This is a genomic window from Dictyoglomus sp. DH, assembly GCF_055181375.1.
Genome location: NZ_CM143706.1, coordinates 82,496 through 102,371 on the forward strand (window position 1 = coordinate 82,496; position 19,876 = coordinate 102,371).

A 19,876-nucleotide genomic window follows, 5' to 3' on the forward strand; every position below is an offset into this window, starting at 1 on the left:
AGTTAAAATAATATAATTTAATATCAGACTATGTATAAAGTAAAGTGGGACAAAGAAAATAATTTAGTATTATTATCAGATTCTACTGATGAAGAAATCACCCCTCCGAGGCCTGTTTTTTTTGAAGAACTTGATCTTTTAGGTTTTGATAAGTATTGGGAATATCCAAAATCAGAAGAGCCCCTTTTGTGGAACATTGGAAGAAGATATTACTATAAGGGAAAGTGTGTAGCTGAAGCAAAAGGAGGTAATATTTTTGAAGCCCCCAAAATTAAAATAACTGAGGAAGGGAAAAACCTTGTTTTAAAACCTATTGATATTGACTTATTAATACAGAAAAATATAGATGCCATAAAAACCATAGAAGGTGAAGCTATTGATTTCATAAATAATACATATAAAAACTATAAAGATAAGGTTGATGCCTTTATAGTTGCTTATAGTGGAGGAAAAGATTCACAAGTAGTTTTGGATCTTGTATCTCGTACATTACCCCCAGATGAATATTTTGTTATTTTTACAGATACTACTATGGAGATACCTTCCACATATGAAACTTATGAGGAAACAAAAAAGCTATACCAGAAATTATACCCTAAATTAAAATTTTATACTGCAAGAAATGAAAGACATTCTTACGATCTTTGGAAAGTATTTGGTCCACCAAGCAGATTAATAAGATGGTGTTGTTCCGTATACAAAACTTCTCCCCAAATAAGATTATTAAAATCATTGTTTCCTGATAAGACAAATCTAAAAATATTAGTTTTTGATGGTGTAAGAGCAGATGAGAGTACAAGAAGAAGTAATTACAATAGAATAGAAATAGAAAAAAAACATTATACTCAAATAAATTCTGGAGTAATAAGATATTGGAATCTTTTAGAAGTATTTTTATACATATATAGCAGAAAAATCTACTTCAATAAGGCTTACAGATATGGTTTATCAAGAGTAGGATGTAGTATATGTCCATTTGGATCGCCTTGGTCAGAGTATCTCATTAAAAAATTATATCCTGATATCACTATTAACTATTTAAATATAATAGCTAAATATGTAACTAATCTCGGTTTAACTAATGAAAATAGTATTCAAAAATATATAAAAGAGGGAAATTGGAAAAAAAGAGGTGGGGGAGGAGGAGTCAATGAAGAAAAAATTAGAGTTGATTTCATGGATTTAGAGGAATATTATCAAATATCTGTTAGAAATTATAATGAAAATCTATTTGAATGGTTAAAAGTTTTAGGTCCTTACAATATTTACAAAAATGATAAACAGTATAATATAGAAATATCTACAAACTTAAAAATCGTAAATATTAATGCTACCATAACAGATCATACTATTATTGCCAAAATACCCAAAAATATAGATACTATAACTTTAACAAATATAAAGAGGATATTTTATAAAACAGCATATTGTACTCACTGCGGTACTTGTGAGGCTGAGTGTACCTCCTCCGCAATTACCTTCAATAAAAAATTAATTATTGATAATAAAAAATGTCTTCATTGCTTCAATTGCTTAAATTTTGTAAACTATGGTTGTTTATTAGTAAAATCCATTTCTAATTTGGGGGTAAACATGAGAAATGAAGAAAATTTAAAGGGTTTTAACAGATATTTCACGTTTGGTATTCGATCAACATGGTTAGAAGATTTCATAAGTAAAGGAGATAATTGGTTAACTGATAATAAATTAGGAAATGTACAAATAGAAAGTATGCTTCAATGGTTAAAAGATGCAGAACTTATAGATATAAAAAGAAAAAAAACAAATGATTTCTATAATAAAATGAAGAAAATATTTGAAATAAATAAATTATTATTTTATCAGATTATTTGGATAAACCTTTTTTATAATTCGCCAGTAGTTAAGTGGTATCTACAAAATATAAAATGGAATACAACTATATCTGTTGATGAACTCATCAAAATTTTAGTTTCCAACAATGTAAATGAAAGAACAGCAAGAAACGGTATTTCATCTTTAGCAAATATGTTTGATAGCGTACCTTATTTTCAACAACTTAAGATAGGAATAATTAATAAGCAGAAAAGACAAAGGTATATTGAAAAAATTGGTACTGACAATATTCACCCAATAGCTATACTATATTCTATATATAGATACGCTATATCAAAAGATAGATATAGACTTACGGTTTCAGAATTCTATAGAGAAGATAATAAAGATGGAGGTCCTTATCTTATATTTGGAATATCAAGACCAGCATTGGAAAACATATTAAGAGGATTACAAGAATCCCTAAGAGAATTAATAAAAGTAGATATCGTGGCTGATTTAGATAATATACATCTCTCTGAAGATATAAAAGATTATGCTCAAATACCAGATTATGTAAAATGAATACATATGTAAAAATTAGTGGATTCAAATATAATTCATTTGGCTTAAGACAAGAGTGGTTATACTCTTTCTTAACAAATGGTGAAAATTTTTTAAAAGAAAATACTTTAGGGCCAAAACAAATAGAAGCATTTATTTATTTCCTAAAAGACTGTGAATTAATAGATAAAAATAAAAATCTTACTTATCTTTTTCACCTTCTAAAATCGATATATTTTAAAGATGGACCATATTCTCAGATTCTTTGGTGTATAATATGGATAAACTTGTGCTTTAATGCTCCTATATTTCTATGGTGGTCAACTTTCTTTCCTGGAATATATAACAGAAAAGAGATAACTAATATTATGTTATTAAATTATGGTAAAAATAATAAATCTCTAAAAAGTGGTTTTAATACTCTCAAAGAAACTCTCTCAAAATCTCCAATAGGTGAAATTTTAGGACAAGGTATACCAATTAAGAAGGGAAAAATTATCCAAGGATTTAATAAAATTGGACTTAAAAGTTTACATCCTATAGTGATACTGTATAATCTATACAAGTATGCAGAGAGAGAAAATTTATATGAAATAGACCTCTATTCCTTAGAAAATAAACTCTATTCACCTCAGAAAATATTTTCCATATCTACAAAAGATTTGCAAAAATCATTGTTAGATGAATCTCAATATTATAATTTATATAGATTATCCTTAGACAGGCCAGGCCTCATTATTCTTTATGATTTCTTGAAGGCTATTAATATATTAGAGAAATATGTAGGGGGAGAAAAACAATGAGATATGAAGAAATAATTGGCCTTCATGAATATTTTCAGCCAGTTTATGATATCATTCAAGAGCCAAAAAACTATTGGAAACAGTTTATTCCAACAAAATCTTTTTTAGAAATATTAGAGAAATTTCTTGATTCATTAGAAGCAACAAATTCTAAGGATAGAAAATCTATATGGATTCAAGGAACATATGGAACAGGAAAAAGCCATGCAACAGGTGTAATAAAACATCTTTTATGGGATGATCTTTCGGAAATAGATGATTATCTCAGAAATATTGAAAAAGTACAATTAAGAGAGAGACTTAAAAATTTTAGAAAAGAAAATAGAGTACTTCCTGTTACTCTAAAAGGTATTTCTGGTATATATTCTCCAAAAGAATTTAGCTTAATAATTGAAAGAGCGGTTAAAGAATCCTTAAAAAAGTACAACATTTCAGTGATAGCAGAAAGTGAATTTGATAAATATTTAAAATACATAGATGATCCAAAAATCAATTGGAAAGATGTTATAGAGGGAAATCCACATTTAAAAAGCCTTGTTGGCGATATAAATGGTCTTAAAAATAAATTACATCAGAATGATCCTGAAATAATAAAATTAATAGAAGAAGCATTAGGAGATTTAAAAATTGTCCACCCTAATATAGAGGATTGGCTTAGTGAAACACTGAAAAATTTAAGTGATCAAGGTATAAAATATATAACCATATATTGGGATGAATTTACTCCTCTTTTAGAACTTTCTCAAAGCCCTGCACTGCTTAATATTCTTCAAAATATAGCAGAAAAAAGTTTCAATGAAAATATATTTCTTTTTATAATATCTCACAGACACCCTCAACAAACTCAAATCACAAGAGAAGATCAAGAAAAAGTATTAGGAAGATTTTTAAGCATAAATTACTTTATGGAAAATATTACCACGTTCCATATAGTTTCGAAAACTATAGACAAAAAGAGAGAGGAAGATTGGAAAAAATTAAGAGATAATATTTATAACACGTATCCTGGATTAAATAGGGTATTAAATAAGCTCGTACCAGACAATACAGAGACCGCAAAAGTATTAAAAGATTTATTTCCTATCCATCCATACACAGCTCAACTTGCGGTAGGAATTTCAAGATATATAGGATCCACAGAAAGAAGCATTTTTAGCTTCTTATATGACGAAGAAAAAGGTTTTATAAATTTCATAAAGAATTACCCCGATAAAAATAATGAATACTTCTTAACAACAGATAAACTGTGGGATTACTTCATAAATGATTTGGAAAGAAGACAAGATGATAAAATAGGAAATATTTTATCAAAATATTATTCTTATCATGATTCTTTAAAAAATAAAGGTGAAGAATATCTGACTATCTTTAAAGGCATACTAACTCTAAATCTTCTTCAATCAATCATTACTTCAACTGACGAATCACCTTTATTCCTACCCAAACGAGAAAACATAGAAGACATGTTTTTAGGAACTCACTATAGAGATCACATTGATCAAGTTTTAGATTATATCGACAAAAATATAATTCCTAAAACCCCAGATGGATTATATCTAATATCCCAAACTCCCCTCCCAGTAGAAGAAGTAAGTAGAGAAAGAGAATCTGCAAAAAGAGAATTTGAGGACATAACAAAATTAATAAATGATGATACCAAAAACTCTCTGTTAGATACCATTAAAAATAACCTTTTAAGAGAACCTAATCTAAATATATACTGGGCAGGACTTTCTGAAAATGAGATTTTAAGAAAAATAGACAGAGATTATAGAAATTCATATGAAATAAATATTGCTCTTTTCCTCCCAAAAATCAATGAGGAAATATCAATAATCAAAAAAAATATAAGGAAGATAATAAATGGAAATCCAAAAGCTCGAAATATAGTATTTGTAGTATCAAATAGGGAATTTGGAGAGCAAGACTATGAGAAATTATTAGAGTATATCGCAAGGAAAAAAGTAGCTTATAAACACTCTTTTAATGAAGAAGCCCAAAACAACGAAAAATATATAGATAAATTGATCAATATATGGATTGAAAATGTTGAGAAAAATTTTGTTGACATATTATTTAGGGACAAAGAGGAAAAGATAACTTTCTCATCAATAGCAGATAAAATCAATAAGAATTATTCAAAAGAAATATTTAGCTCAGGATTAGAAAATATCGAAGGTTTAACTAAAAATAGAAATCTTTGGACATTTAAAAATTCAACAAAATTCGCTAAAACATTTCTTACAGTTGAGAATAGAAAGCAATTAGAAGATGAATTAAAAACCGCTTTAGAGAAGCCAATATTAGAAATATTAAAATCTAAAAGTGGTGAATATATTGTTAACAGCAATTTTGAATTTTACAACAACATAGATCCAGATCACCCAACCTTTAAGATTTTCAGAGAAGTAGAAAACAGAATAAAAGAACATGCTGGTAAAACCTTCAATTTAGGAGAATTATTAAAATTTTTAAAAGAACCTCCATATGGTATTTATCCTAATATGATACATTATGCCTTATTAGGATTCGTTTTAAGACCATATACAAATAAATTATATGAGACAGGAACAGGCAAAAAAATAAACCCAACAGTTATGGAAGACAAAATCAAAGATATTTTTGAGTATTTTACTAAGGGGAAGGAAAAAGAAAAGTTAGAAGTAAGACTAGGAACTCAAAATGAGTTAGAACTTACTGAAATTTTAAAAGATATCTTTGGATTAAAGGAGGCTGAAAATCTAAATAAAGCAAAGTGGGAAATAAGAAATTGGATTAAAGAAGTAAATCTACCTATTTGGAGTTTAAAATATTTACCACAACAAAACGAAGGTGTAATAGATGCTATTAAAACAATTGAATACTTAAGTAAAAGTCTTGATAAAGAATTAAACGAAGAGCACGTTAAAACATTTCTTCAATTATTTAAGAAGGTAAAAACTGATTTAAAACTAATTTTGAAGAAAGAAAAAGTTAAAGAAGGATTTAAGAATTGGTTATTAACTCAGCAAAAAGAGGTAAAAATTAATGAAGAAGAAATAGAGGAAGTAATAGATTACCTATATAAGCACATGCAAGAAGAAGTTGCGTTATGGGATGAAAAAAATGTACTTTTAAAATTGAAGGACTGGGCAAAAGAGAAAGATAAAGAGAGATATAAAATTAAATTTATAAATAATTTATGTAATATATTTAATCTGCAGAAAAGAGATAATATTAAAGAATTAAGAGAAGATATCAAGAATTATATAAATAACAATTTAAGGTATCCCTTGTGGAGCATAAAGTATGTTTTAAAACTTGAAGAAATAAACCACATAATCAATTTCTTGGAAGAGTTTATAAGAAGTAATAAAGATCCATCTCAAGAAGATATAATAAACTTCTCTAATTTACTTCCCACATGTGAAAAAATCTTGTATTTAAATCTTAATCCAGAAACAGCGGAAAAGGGCATCCAAGAATTGCTAAAAACAAATAGTAAAAAATTATTAGATAATAATGAAATTAACGACTTTTTAGATTTTACAAGAGAAAATCTAAAAAAGGATATTTACTTATGGGAAGAAAAAGATTTAAAAAATTCTCTTACCTTGTATGAATTTCTAAAACTAATAGCAGAGCTCTTTAATATAGATAAAAATTACATAAAGACACCAGATGATCTAAAAATAAAAATCAAAAATCAAGTTACAAATATGATATATCCTTTCTGGGCTATTGGATTAATAGACGATAATGAAGTTAAGAAAACAACCGAGGAACTATCATACTATATAACATCAGATAAAAACTATTCACTAACTGACATAGAAAGTTTATACCAGATGCTTGAAAACAATAAAGAAAAAATTAAATCCATTTGGGAATCCACTCAGATAGAAAAATTATATAAAGAATGGTTGAGAGAAATTTTAAAAACCACAGAAGATGTATCCAAAATAGTAAGTGAGATTAAAGCCAAAACACGTAATGAAGATTACTACTGGAAAAAGACTGTCGTAGAAAATCTAATTCTGAAAGAAAAAGAAAATCTCATAAAAATATTGAACAAAGAGAAAAAGGAAAAAATAGCACAAAAGATAAAAAATACCAATAGAGACTTAAGAGAAATATTAGTAAAACTCATAGATAAATATCCCCAAATAATTTCTGATTTGGAGGAACTTCTTTAAATGGATAATATAAATGACTTGTTAAGAACAATTGAGAAAGATAGGAAAACATCAAGTATAACTTATAATAGATTTCCTGTAAGGTTTATATTATTAAATAATTACCGGGATCTGATAAATCTTATAAATGAACTACAATCCATTTTAGATATAGAGTTCTCACATTTAACAGATTTTGATATATTTAAAAATTGTAACGATGCATGGATCACCATATATGACATAATAAGTTTAATAAATAATCTTAATCCCCAAAAAGATTATCTTCTCTTATCAATATCAGAATATTGCAGGTTTCTCTCTGATGATAGCTTTTACTCTCTTTTAAGTAGTATTATGAGCATAGAAAACACTCAAAATAATTTTGAAAGAAGAATATATATACCATTAATAGGAATAAAAAATAAATTTGAAAAGATCTTTTTTGATAAATATCCAAGAAGAAGAGAGATAATACCTTTTTGGATATTAGAAGGAAAAAGAGAAAAATACAATTTATATTTCATTAACTTTTTAGATAAAATAGAAACTCATGACACACTTGTTATCGAAAATTCAAAAGACTTTCTAAATATATGGGAAAAGAATTTAAATAACTATCTTAATATTGTATGTATTTCTAAAACATTAAATTCACACTCCAGCCATGTGATAAGTGATGATATATTTGATGTTTACAAAATTAAAAATTATAAAGAATACTTAAACCATCTATTTTACATTAATATCCCCATAGAATACAAAGAAGAAGAGAAAGACAATTGGGAAATATTATGTAAAACACTACAAAATAAAAAATTCACAAACTTTTATGAATTAACAGAAGATCTTCTAAATGTTAAAAAGATCAATATAACAGACCTATTAAAGCTTTGGCTTAAAAATGATAAGTTCCATTTATGGCTTCTAAAGAATTATATAATAAACAAGGAAGATTACAAAGAAACTTATGCATCAAGAGTTCTTAAATCCATAGAAAGCTACGAAATAAAAGAAATTTTAACAAAATATTACACCCTCATCTTTGAAGATTCAAAACCTAAAAATGATATTTTAGAAGAAAGAAGTAATACCCTCAAAAATCTATTAAAAGAAGATATAAATAATATAGAGCCTATAATCTTAGAAATTGATAAAATTCTCAAAGAAAAAAGTAATATTTTACCTCCAGACAAGTTTAAAATCTATTTAACTGGAACCACATATTTCGAAAAATCATGGATTATGCAAAATTACGATAAAGTAGAAAACTTAAAAGAACTATATCCTGAACTTTACTTTTACTTAGAAAAAGATGTTAAAATTGTGAATTTAAAACCAGACCAAAATTGGATTTTAGATTACTTTAAAGAATACCATATCTCGCGATTAAAAAATCAGCCTACAGAAAGACTATTAGAAATTCTTAATAAAAAAAATAGAAATGAAGATACTTTTTACGAATGGTATCATTCCTTTCCTAAAGTTAATAATTACAAAATAAAAGATGAATATGAAAAATTATGGATTGATGCTTTATCCTTAGAATTTCTACCTCTAATAGCAGGAATATTAGAAGAAAAAGGATACAAAATAGAAGCTCATATAGTAGTATCTAATCTCCCTACAATAACAGAGATAAATAAATTTGAAGGAATTGAAAGAATAGATACTCTAGATAAATTTATCCACGAAAAAAAAGATCCAAATATATATCCAGGACTGATTAAAGAGATGGAAATAATAAAGAATATAATAAAAAACAAACTTCTAACTGGAAGTGATAATTTTGTTATATTATCAGATCATGGATTTACTGCCTTTTCCAATAAAGTTTTACAAAATCAGAAACTTCCAGAACTTAAGGTAAAAGAAAATGAGCCAAGATATGCTGTATTAGAGAAAGATATAGCTCTTAAAGCCAAAGAAGATATAATAGTTCATGACCATGATGATAAAAAATATGTTATAGCATTAAAATACACCTCTTTTTCCTATCCTCAATCTCCTGAAACACATGGAGGTGCAACTCCAGAAGAAGTGTTAGTACCTATTATTTATGTGACAAAATCAAAAGTAAAAGAAAAAATACCATCTTATAAAATTGATATACCAGATAAAGAAGTTAGTATTAGAAATCCTCTCCTAATTTTCTACATCACTCCGTTTATAGAAGATGTCGTAGTTAAATACAAAGGTGAAAAGTTTGAACCCATATATTCAGAAGAAAAAAAGTGTTATACAATTAATTTAAGTAAACTCAAACCTGGTACCTATGAATTAACTTTTCATATAAGAGGTTATGAGGAAAAACATAAAATTATAATAAAAGGAGGCATACAAGAAAAAGAGTTATTATGAACAAACTCAGTAATTTAGATGAAAAAATTAAAAAAGTTTTTCCTGATGTATCCCTCTTAAAAATTAAAGAGAATTATAGCGTTTTTAATGGTAAAAATCTTCCATCTTTTATTAAAGATTGGCTTATTAGAAAGTTTTCTGATGATGAAGGAAAGGTATATAAAGAAGAAATAATAGACTTCATTGATAAACATATTCCCCAAAAAGAATCAGCCAAAAAACTTAAAGGTACCCTCATGTATAATAAAGAATCTATAGATATATTAACAAGAGTATCAATAGAACCTGACATTAAAAAAGGAATTTTCAAATTCTCCATTCCTGACCTTGAAATAAAAGATTACGAAGGAAAAGTTATGGAACATGTCATTGAAAAACATCCAGAATTGAAAGGTGGAGAAATTTGGGGAGTTTTTACTCTTAGATATATAGCAGATACGAAAGAAAACTTTATCGCCATAATAGGATATAAGCCTTTTAAACCTTATGACATAGACTTAGAATACTTTAAGGAAGGAAGAAAAGAATTTGCCCTTGAAGAATGGGTAGATTTATTAATAAGATCTATGGAATATAATCCTATTGGATTTGCTAGTTTTGAACAAAAGTTACAATTTATATCAAGACTCCTTGTCTTTGTAGAGCCAAGATTAAATATGATCGAACTTGCCCCAAAAGGAACAGGAAAATCATATATCTTTAATAATCTTAGTAAGTATGGATGGTGTGTAAGTGGAGGAAAGGTAACAAGAGCAAAAATGTTTTACGATATGGGAAAAAATATCCCTGGTTTCATAACAAGATATGATTTTGTAGCTTTTGATGAAGTACAAACCATAGAATTTTCAAACGATGAAGAAATGAGAGCTGCATTAAAAAGTTACTTAGAATTGGGCAAATTTACTGTTGGAAACTACCATGGAGAATCAACAGCTGGATTTATACTCCTTGGTAATATTCAACTAGATAGCAATTTAAATCCTATAAATCCCATTTATTTTAAAGATTTACCAGAATCTTTTCATGAATCAGCCTTATTTGATAGGTTTCACGGTTTTATAGAGGGCTGGAGACTTCCAAGAATTAGAGAGGACTTAAAAATAAGTGGATATGCACTAAATGTTGAGTATTTCACTGAAATATTGCATAGTCTAAGAGACCGCTCAGAATACTCTTCTATTGTAGACGATATGTTAGAAATACCTCCTAAAGCTGATACAAGAGATACTACCGCCATAAAGAAATTAGCCACAGGTTATCTGAAATTATTATTTCCTCATGTGAAAGACCCAAGTGACATTGATAAAGATGACTTTGAAATTTTTTGCTTAAAACCTGCTCTTGAAAAAAGAGGCATAATAAGAAAACAACTACACTTGATGGATCCTGAATATAAAGAAGAACTACCTGATATAAAGGTGAAGAATTAAAATGATGGATTCAGATTATTGGGAACTCGAAAACCTGTTAAGTGAAATAGATGAATTTCTAAACAAATATGAAGAAAATAAAGAAGAAATTCAAGAAATTATATTGTCTTTCATAGAAAGAATAGAAAAAACAAATAAAGAGCTTATGAATATTTCAAAAAAATTAGAATATATTACTTTAAAGCTAAAAAATCTTGTTAATAACTCCCAATCACCTTCTAAATATGAAGAAAAAGGTAATAGAATTAAAGGTGAAATAACTCCTAAAGCTTTTTTTAGACTCCATATACTTCTCACATTATATGAATTAGGAGGTAAAGCCCCCGCCTTAGAGGTCCTAAAAAATTAGAAGAAAAATTAAAGGATATATTAACCCAAAAGGATAAAGAACTATTACCTTCAGGAACTGTAAGATGGATTAAAAATGTAGATTGGTGTAGACTGACATTAGTACATGAAGGCTTGATGAAAAGAGATTCTCCTCGTGGTATATGGGAACTTTCTGAGAAAGGGTACGAATATATAAAAAAATATTTAGAAGAAACCAATGGACGAGAATGATTTATACTTAGAAAGTCTATTAGAGGAAATTAATAACTTTTTAAAAAGCAAAGAGCAAGAAGAAGCACAAACAAAACCCCAACAAGTATTTCCTAAGAAAAGGAAATTTAAACTTAAAGAACACAAAGATGATTTTGAGGAGATCCATTTTAAAGAGCCCTCAAAATATGAATTACTCTCTCCTATTCAAGAAAAAGAATTATTTAAAAGAGTTGAACAAGGAGATAAAGAAGCAAAGGATAAATTAATACTGTCCAATCTCAAATTAGTATATTTTATTGCAAAAAGATATAAAGGAAGGGGCTTAGAGTTATCAGACTTAATACAAGAAGGATGCATAGGTCTCATAAACGCTGTTGAAAAATTTGATTGGAGAAAAGGTTATAAATTCTCTACCTACGCAACGTGGTGGATAAAACAAGCAATTACAAGGGCTATTGCAGAAAAGGGTGGAACAATTCATGTTCCTATCCATCTTCAAGAAAAAATAAACTATACTAAAAGATGCAAAAAAATACTTATGGAAAAATTAAATAGAGAGCCAACTATTGACGAATTATCAATATACTCAGGTTATAGTAGAGATTTATTAAAATCTATTCTGGATTGTAATTTTACAACTATACAATATGACATTCCAATAGAGGATCTTTCATGGGAAGAATTTGAGAGTATATCTCCCTTAATAGACCAAAACGAAGATTTTACATTAACTATAGGTGACATTTTACCTAATAATGACCAAAATTATGACCTCTTCTCTCAAATGGAAATAACATTTATAAAAAAGATCATAGATGAATTATTAAATACTCTATCAAAAAGAGGAAGAGAAATTATATGCCTAAGATTTGGCTTTAAAGATGGAACTCCCAAAACCCTCGAAGAAATAGGTAAAATATTTGGAATAACAAGGGAAAGGGTAAGACAGATAGAGGAAAAAGCTATAAGGAAAATGAGACATCTTTTAATAAGAAGAAAATATCTAATATAGGGTAGCAAGTAATTTAAACTTGCTACCCTATAATCTTTTTTACCAAATTATCTTTACAAAGGCTGTTTTCCCTTCTTGAGCTACATAATCCCTTAAAACATTAGAAAATCTTATCATCATTTTATCTCTGTTTTTCATTGTTAACTTCTTCAAAAATGGATACGGCTTTAAATTTACATATACTCCTTGCAATTCTATACTCACGTCTCTCTTCAGATCATTTACGAGTATTACCTCAATAGACAAATCATTTAATTCAATTGATTGATAAAAGTTATTAAAAATATTACTGTTTAGCTCTTCAAAAAGAGAGTTGTTGAAGTTAATATATAGATTATCATCCTTAAAAGAAAATGATATTACTCTATCCTCTACTTCCTCACCTTTTGTAAGGGGAATTTCAATATCTGCTACATAAAAGCTTTGAAGATTATCTTCTTCATACCTTACATTTTCTACATTATCAAAATACTCTTCTAATACACTGGTAATTTCATCTTTATTCTCCCTGAAAGTATTCTTAGAGACAATTTCAAGTCTCAACACTGAATTAACCCAAATCATATCAGTTTTACTATCATTAACAAAATCATATAGGTCACTAAGATAAATATCTGAAGAGATGTCCAACTTACAGCCTGATAATGTGATAACAAGCAATATAGTCAAAAAAACCATTATTAGCTTTTTCAATAAACCCACCCCCTAATTAATTTTTTTATTATACTCCTACATCACTTCTATACTAAATATAAAACTATATGTAATTGTTTTTGCTGAATCCTTTATATATACAGGAATCTTTATTCCTACATTATAAATTCCCCTCTCAAATTCAGAATATATTTCTCCTTCTATAGAATAATAATAACTACCCCAATAGCTATCATATTCATACTCCAAAATGTCATAAGGAATCATGTATGCTTTAACTTTCCCATAAGGAAGAATATTACTTACATAAAAAGGATTGTAACATGTATAGTAATAAACATCATCTGGGCTAAAACACGCTAAGTAAGTAGATTTTCCTGAAGAATGAGTAAAGGTTGCGTTACGCCAATTAATTTGCAATTCACTATTTCCCTTATTTTCTAATTCATAATATATCTTGTTTTCGTAAAATACAAAGCTTATTTTTATCAAATCATCCTCAAAATAAAGATTTTCAGACTCCACCGGATAAAGCATCTTTACTTTTGCATGGGGCAACAAACTACATCCTGACAAAATCCCTAAAGACAAGCCTCCTAAAACTGATAGTAATAAAATTACTTTTAAAAACTTTTTCATCTTGATTTGCCCCCCTTTTCATAAAAATTTTAATCCTCTCCATTAACAATTAAATCTATATTTTTATGTAATCTTGTAAATTATTTTTCCAATGTTACTACTATCCTAAATACAAAAGAATATGACTTTATTAAATTATTTTTATCCCCGTAATAAATTGGAATTTTCAAACTTACGCATTTTTCTCCGAGATCAAATTTAGAGTAAATATCTCCATCAAGAGTATAATAAATGGAATAATCATAGGTACTTCTATTTCTTTTCAACATATCAGAAGGTACAAGATATACTCTCATCTTATAAAAAGGAAGAATAGTACTTTCTGTAAAATATTTAGGCTCAGAACCTAAATAACTCCCGAAAGAAGGAAAATCTTTTTCGTTAAAACATATTATAGATACTGATTTTCCAGATGGATATGTAAATAAAGTTTTGTTCCAATAAATTTTCAATTCATATATACTTTTGTTCTCTAATATGCAATATATCCCTTTGTTAACAAACCCAAAAGAAATTTTTATTAGATCATCCTCAAAATACAAAAATTTCGACTCTATTGGATAGACCATACTTATATTAACTTTATATGTTGGAGCATCACATCCTATCAAGAACAATAAAATAAACAATAGAAAAATTGTTAATATCTTTTTCATTTTACATCACCTCCTGTAATTAATAATAATAAGATAAAGGGTCAAAACCTGACCTTATAGAAAAATGTAAAAAAGATAAAAAAGAATTTAATTATGGAAAATGAAAGATTAATTTCTGTTTTTTAAAAGTCAAATTTTTATTTTTTATGTTAAAATGAACTTAATAAATTTTGGGTTTTACAAAGCATCTATGGATATAAAAGGTAAAATAATTATCGGAGATTCAAGAAGAATGAAAGAAGTAGATGATGAGAGTGTGGATCTTATTGTCACCTCTCCGCCTTATTGGCATATAAAAGATTACGGTAAGCCTAATCAAATAGGTTATGGTCAAACCCTACACGAATACTTAAAAGATCTTTATTATGTATGGAATGAATGTTATAGGGTATTAAGAAAAGGAAGCAGATTATGCATTAATATAGGCGATCAATTTGCAAGATCCATAATTTATGGGAAATATAAAGTTATACCTTTACATGCGGAAATTATAACTCAGTGTGAAAATTTAGGTTTTGATTATATGGGAGCCATTATATGGCAAAAGAAAACAACAATGAATACTACTTGTGGTGCAAATATAATGGGGTCTTTCCCTTATCCGCCAAATGGTATTGTAGAGATCGATTATGAATTTATCCTTATTTTTAAAAAACCAGGGAAAACTAAAAAAGTTTCAAAAGAAATTAAAGAATTATCCTCCTTATCAAAAGAAGAATGGAAAGAATACTTCTCAGGACATTGGAATTTTGGGGGAGCAAAACAAATAGAACATGAAGCCATGTTTCCTGATGAATTGCCAAGAAGACTCATTAGAATGTTTTCTTTTGTGGGAGATACCATATTAGACCCATTTCTTGGAAGCGGTACTACAGTAAAAGTTGCCTTAGAATTGGGAAGAAATGCAATAGGATATGAGATAAATAAACATTTTCTTGAAATTATTAAGAAAAAAATTGGAATAAACAAAAATTTATTAATAAAACCATTTGATGTAGAAATTATTGAGAGAGAAGAAGATATTATACTGCCAGAAATCAACTATGTACCATCAATACAAGATAGCAAACCTCAAGTTGATCCTAAAAAATTCAAATTTGATAGAGATAGATTATATAAAGTTGTTGATATTATAGATGAAGAAACTTTACAGGTGGATACAGGTCTTTTTGTTAAATTTTTGGGTGTAAAAATTATAAGAAAAGAAGAAACCTCAAAATATTTAGAAAACTACCTCTTAGGAAAGAATATCATTCTAAAGTTTGATCCTAATTTTATAGAAGAAGATTATATAAAGGCATATGTATATTTACAAAATAAAATTTTTATAAATGCCTATCTTATAAAATCAGGTTTAGGTGTCCCAGATCTTACAATTCAACACAAGTACAAAGAAAAATTTATAAACCTTTGGAGAGAACCTGTATATAAAGATATCTGAGGTAATGAGAGCAGAAATTGAAGAAATTGCTAAAAATTTAGATTTCTACATAGAAATTGCAGGTAAATATATAGGAATACAAATAAAACCAATAACTTATGAACAAACCCCAGAAATTTATAAATGGAAAGAATGGTTAAGCAGAACTCATGAAAAATTTGAGAAAGAAATTGGTGGTAAGGTTTTTATAATATTCTCTATAAAAAAAGATGGTGGAAAAGAAATCTATAATAAAGAAATAATAGAAGAAATTAAAAGTGAGATTGAGAGGTTAAGAAAACAAGAATGATTTATTTTAAGGTATTTAATCTGACCATATATGCTATTAATATAATGTTTCAAATATATAACAGAAAAGATCGAAAATCTTTACTTGGTGAATAAATATTAAAATAGTAGTATAATTGAAAATAGATAAACTGGGATTATATAAAATTTTTAGATTTTGTTTTTAACACTTAAATCTTGAAAAATTTATATAATCTCAAAAAATTAAGGAGGTAACATGTTAAAGCATATATTTTTAATCTTATTTCTAATTTCCCTATTTCTCTTTTATGGTTATAGTTTCCAAAATATACAAGAAAGTGGAAAAATATATTATGTATCTCCAAAAGGGGATAATTCAAATCCAGGGACAAAAGAACAACCTTGGGCAACTCCAGGATATGCCTCTCGAAAGCTAGAAGCAGGTGATACTCTAATTATCTTAGGTGGAAAATATATTCTATCTCAATACGATGATGACATAATAATACCCCAAAATTCTGGAACTTCTGAAAAATGGATAACCATAAAAGGAGAAGAAGGTAATAGGCCCATACTCGCAGGTAGAAATAACCTCCTTACAGCAATTGATATATCTGGAAAAAGTTATATTAAAACTGAAAATTTAGAAATAACAAGTGATAACGGAGAGCCTTTTAGAGATGGTATTGAAGCCCTCAATGGACCAATTAGTAATATCATAATAAAAAATGTCTATATACATCATATAGATGAATTTGGAATAAATATCTCAGATGTTAATGGAATTCAGATTTTAGACTCTCAGATAAGCTATTGTGGATTTGGATGTATTGGAGGACCAGAGGGGCAACAAGGCGGTTGGCAAAATGTTCTAATAAAAAATTGCATTCTTTCTTATAGTGGCCATTATTATCAAGGTGGGAAAGGGCCAGGTCCTTATGATAGACCAGACGGATTTGGTATTGAAACCTCTAATGGACCTATTGAAATAGTAAATACTTTAGTTGAGCATAATAGAGGGGATGGTCTTGATTCAAAGGCTGAAAATACTTATATACATCACTGTATTGTAGCTAATAATTCATGTGATGGTATAAAATTGTGGGGTGATAATAGTAAAATAGAAAATACTCTCATATATGGAAGAGGAGATGGAAAAAGAGAAACTACCCCATGGTCAGCTATTGTAATTAGTACAGAAAAAAGTAATTCTTCCTTCTTCATAATTAATGTTACTGTTGATGACGAAATTGGTAATAACTATCTTATGTATGTTCAATATGACTACCCTGACATACCAATTGATCTAACAATGAAAAACAATATATTTAGTGCAAGGGGTCCAAATTCCCCAATTTTCTTTGGAAATTCTGTTAAATTTAAAATAGAAAACAATCTATTTTATATGCCAAAACATCCTGAAAGAGTTCTTGAGCATTTAGATAAAACATATGGGGCAAAAGAGATTAATAATATAGGAAAAGGCAATTTATACGGTGATCCATTATTTATTAAAACTGCATTTGGAAATTTAGGTGACTATCATCTAAAAGATGGAAGTCCTGCAATTGATAATGGCACATTAGATGGTGCTCCTACTAATGATTTAGATAATAAACCTCGTCCTATTGGTAAGGGAATTGATATGGGTGCCTATGAAAAATGATTAATAATTTTTTGAATTTTTTTACTTTTTCTTGTTTTTGAAATTTTTTTATTATAAAATAATATATATTTAAATTTTAGGAGGAAAAATGTCCAAAAAATATTTTGTATTTCCATTATTAATAATTCTTTTGTTGAGTATTTCTTTTAGCCAAATTAATCTTTCATATGCAAAATTAGAAGGAAACATATATCATAAAGATGATGGAAAACCAATTGAAGGAGCAATAATAAGAATATTAGGAACAGATTGCATAGGTATTAGCGATGAGGATGGTAGATATGTAATAAAAAATATTCCGATAGTTGGAGAACAAGAAACTTTTACAATAGATGTTTATGAACCAAATTTGAAATCTATAGTCCTGAGAAGACCAGTAATTCTTAAAGCTGGGACAAATCAAATAGATTTTAGTATTTCTTTATCAGAGTTATTTAAAAAATACTTTGGAAATTTTGATCAAGAATTCCCCTTTTCTATAAAGCTAACTAATGATTCATGTTATTTAATATCTGGAAAACTAACTCCCATAAATACAAATAAAAGCTATTTATATTTGTTGAAGGTAGATAAGTATGGTAGAAAAGTTTGGGGAAGAACATATTCTATTGGTGAAGATATGCTTAATGCATATGTAGATATAAATGACAATGAGTATATAGTAACTGCAACAGCAATAAATAAAGATAAAGGCCATGATATATATCTTTTAAAATTAGATAGTAATGGGAAAATTATATGGGAAAAGAATTATGGAAGATCTGATTGGGATGAAATAATAAAGAACTTTATTATAACCAATGAGAGAGAAATTGTAGCTGTAGGACTTGTAAGGGTAAGAAACAATGAATCAATAAAGAGTGATAATTATATAATTAAATTTAATAAAAATGGTGAAAAATTATGGGATAAAGTATATGGAGATAAAGGTGAGGATTATTTTGAAAAAGTCATTCAAGCATCAAATGGAGATTACATAATTGTTGGGTCAACAACACCAACAGATAAACCCTCTTATGCCACCTATTATAGAATAGACAAAAACAGCAATTTAATATGGAACAAAGAAATTAAAAGTGAGGGACCTGTTTATGGAAAGGCTATAATTGCAGGTCCACAAGGTTATGTAATAGTTGGCAATGAGTATAAAAATTTGCAACAAGGAATTTTCTTAATATACATCAATGATAAAGGAGATATATTAATTAGGAAAAATTATTCAAAAAAGGGAAGAGATACTTATGTTACTTCTATAGCAAAAAATTCTAAAAACTATATATTGGCAGGATATGTAAATGAAAATAAAATTAATAATTCCTATATCCTTAAGTTAGATTTAAATTGGAATTTTATGGGAGAAATTATTGAAAGAAAGGATTTTAACAATCATATCACTGATGTTATAAGTGAGAAAGATATTTACTTTATATTTTTAGGATATTTAATACAAGACCAAAATATGGACATTTATCTATATAAGATTTCTTTATAATTATAAAATACTTTTAAGCCAAGATTTAAAATTATACAAGTCTCTTTTTATAAGATCCCAGTTCCTGAGGAGATTATCTTTTAAAAGATTAATCTTCTCAGGGACAATCTCGTAAGTATATGCATGTCTAAATATATGTCTAAAAACTCTAAGCTCATCAAGAACAGCATAGCTTTCTTTTGATAAAATTTTAGGTCTAAATCCATAAATCTCAACAGTCATTCTCTTTAGAAGTTCTTTATGATAATATTCAAAGTTTTCTATTTCATTTTCAAAGGTTTTGGCTATCTCTCTAAACAAATCCTCCAAGACATTATAAAGGTTATGTAGATTGTATGCCAAGTAAATAGTCTTTTCTTTTGTTTCTAGTTATGTTTCCTTTATTTCTTTAAAAATCTTATCTATCTCTTCTTCTTGG

16 protein-coding genes are annotated in these 19,876 nt (G+C 27.6%); 12 read left to right on the forward strand and 4 right to left on the reverse strand.

Annotated elements, in window-relative coordinates; genetic code table 11:
* Nucleotides 1-30: 30 nt before the first annotated feature.
* The 8 genes from ACY3JJ_RS00385 to ACY3JJ_RS00420 are packed head-to-tail and all read left to right on the forward strand — an operon-like array spanning nt 31 to nt 12,661.
* On the forward strand, nt 31-2,379 hold the full coding sequence (locus ACY3JJ_RS00385; RefSeq protein WP_463091845.1) for a phosphoadenosine phosphosulfate reductase domain-containing protein: 2,349 nt from the start codon (nt 31-33) through the stop codon (nt 2,377-2,379).
* Nucleotides 2,376-3,161 carry a hypothetical protein gene (locus ACY3JJ_RS00390; RefSeq protein WP_463091846.1) on the forward strand — a complete coding sequence of 262 codons (786 nt, stop codon included), beginning with the start codon at nt 2,376-2,378 and terminating at the stop codon, nt 3,159-3,161. Before ACY3JJ_RS00385 ends, ACY3JJ_RS00390 begins: the two co-directional genes overlap by 4 nt.
* On the forward strand, nt 3,158-7,336 hold the full coding sequence (locus tag ACY3JJ_RS00395; RefSeq protein ID WP_463091847.1) for a hypothetical protein: 4,179 nt from the start codon (nt 3,158-3,160) through the stop codon (nt 7,334-7,336). The genes ACY3JJ_RS00390 and ACY3JJ_RS00395 overlap by 4 nt, the downstream gene beginning before the upstream one ends.
* Nucleotides 7,337-9,676, forward strand: coding sequence for a BREX-4 system phosphatase PglZ (pglZ, locus tag ACY3JJ_RS00400; RefSeq protein ID WP_463091848.1), 2,340 nt, complete (start codon nt 7,337-7,339; stop codon nt 9,674-9,676). It abuts the gene before it with no gap.
* Nucleotides 9,673-11,106: a BREX system Lon protease-like protein BrxL gene (brxL, locus tag ACY3JJ_RS00405; protein ID WP_463091849.1), complete on the forward strand. Its 1,434-nt coding sequence runs from the start codon at nt 9,673-9,675 to the stop codon at nt 11,104-11,106. Before pglZ ends, brxL begins: the two co-directional genes overlap by 4 nt.
* 1 nt (nt 11,107) lies before the next feature.
* Entirely contained in the window at nt 11,108-11,455 is a 348-nt protein-coding gene (locus tag ACY3JJ_RS00410) for a hypothetical protein (RefSeq protein WP_463091850.1), read from the forward strand.
* 17 nt (nt 11,456-11,472) lie between these two features.
* The gene (locus ACY3JJ_RS00415) at nt 11,473-11,667 is read left to right on the forward strand and encodes a winged helix-turn-helix domain-containing protein (RefSeq protein ID WP_463092607.1); all 195 of its coding nucleotides are present in this window, start codon (nt 11,473-11,475) and stop codon (nt 11,665-11,667) included.
* Complete coding sequence (locus ACY3JJ_RS00420; RefSeq protein WP_463091851.1) at nt 11,654-12,661, forward strand: sigma-70 family RNA polymerase sigma factor; 1,008 nt, start codon at nt 11,654-11,656, stop codon at nt 12,659-12,661. The genes ACY3JJ_RS00415 and ACY3JJ_RS00420 overlap by 14 nt, the downstream gene beginning before the upstream one ends.
* A 39-nt stretch (nt 12,662-12,700) precedes the next feature.
* On the opposite strand, the gene ACY3JJ_RS00425 is transcribed toward ACY3JJ_RS00420, so the two are convergent.
* The 3 genes from ACY3JJ_RS00425 to ACY3JJ_RS00435 all read right to left on the reverse strand — a co-directional run bounded on the left by ACY3JJ_RS00425 (nt 12,701) and on the right by ACY3JJ_RS00435 (nt 14,610).
* A complete protein-coding gene (locus ACY3JJ_RS00425; RefSeq protein ID WP_463091852.1) occupies nt 12,701-13,354 on the reverse strand; it encodes a DUF7424 family protein in 654 nt (217 codons plus the stop codon).
* A 36-nt stretch (nt 13,355-13,390) separates the two neighbouring features.
* Nucleotides 13,391-13,954, reverse strand: coding sequence for a hypothetical protein (locus ACY3JJ_RS00430; RefSeq protein WP_463091853.1), 564 nt, complete (start codon nt 13,952-13,954; stop codon nt 13,391-13,393).
* Nucleotides 13,955-14,034: 80 nt separating this feature from the next.
* On the reverse strand, nt 14,035-14,610 hold the full coding sequence (locus tag ACY3JJ_RS00435; protein WP_463091854.1) for a hypothetical protein: 576 nt from the start codon (nt 14,608-14,610) through the stop codon (nt 14,035-14,037).
* 190 nt (nt 14,611-14,800) lie between these two features.
* Between ACY3JJ_RS00435 and ACY3JJ_RS00440 the strand changes: the two genes are divergently transcribed.
* From ACY3JJ_RS00440 to ACY3JJ_RS00455, 4 genes are all read left to right on the forward strand, one after another.
* Entirely contained in the window at nt 14,801-16,051 is a 1,251-nt protein-coding gene (locus ACY3JJ_RS00440) for a DNA-methyltransferase (protein ID WP_463092608.1), read from the forward strand.
* A 4-nt stretch (nt 16,052-16,055) separates the two neighbouring features.
* On the forward strand, nt 16,056-16,340 hold the full coding sequence (locus ACY3JJ_RS00445) for an MjaI family restriction endonuclease (protein ID WP_463091855.1): 285 nt from the start codon (nt 16,056-16,058) through the stop codon (nt 16,338-16,340).
* Nucleotides 16,341-16,556: 216 nt separating this feature from the next.
* Complete coding sequence (locus ACY3JJ_RS00450; protein ID WP_463091856.1) at nt 16,557-17,966, forward strand: right-handed parallel beta-helix repeat-containing protein; 1,410 nt, start codon at nt 16,557-16,559, stop codon at nt 17,964-17,966.
* 88 nt (nt 17,967-18,054) lie between these two features.
* Nucleotides 18,055-19,458, forward strand: a complete 1,404-nt coding sequence (locus tag ACY3JJ_RS00455; RefSeq protein WP_463091857.1) for a peptidase associated/transthyretin-like domain-containing protein — start codon at nt 18,055-18,057, stop codon at nt 19,456-19,458.
* Here the strand turns inward: ACY3JJ_RS00455 and ACY3JJ_RS00460 are convergent, their stop codons facing one another.
* Complete coding sequence (locus tag ACY3JJ_RS00460) at nt 19,459-19,800, reverse strand: ribonuclease toxin HepT-like protein (protein WP_463091858.1); 342 nt, start codon at nt 19,798-19,800, stop codon at nt 19,459-19,461. It abuts the gene before it with no gap.
* Nucleotides 19,801-19,876 lie beyond the last annotated feature (76 nt).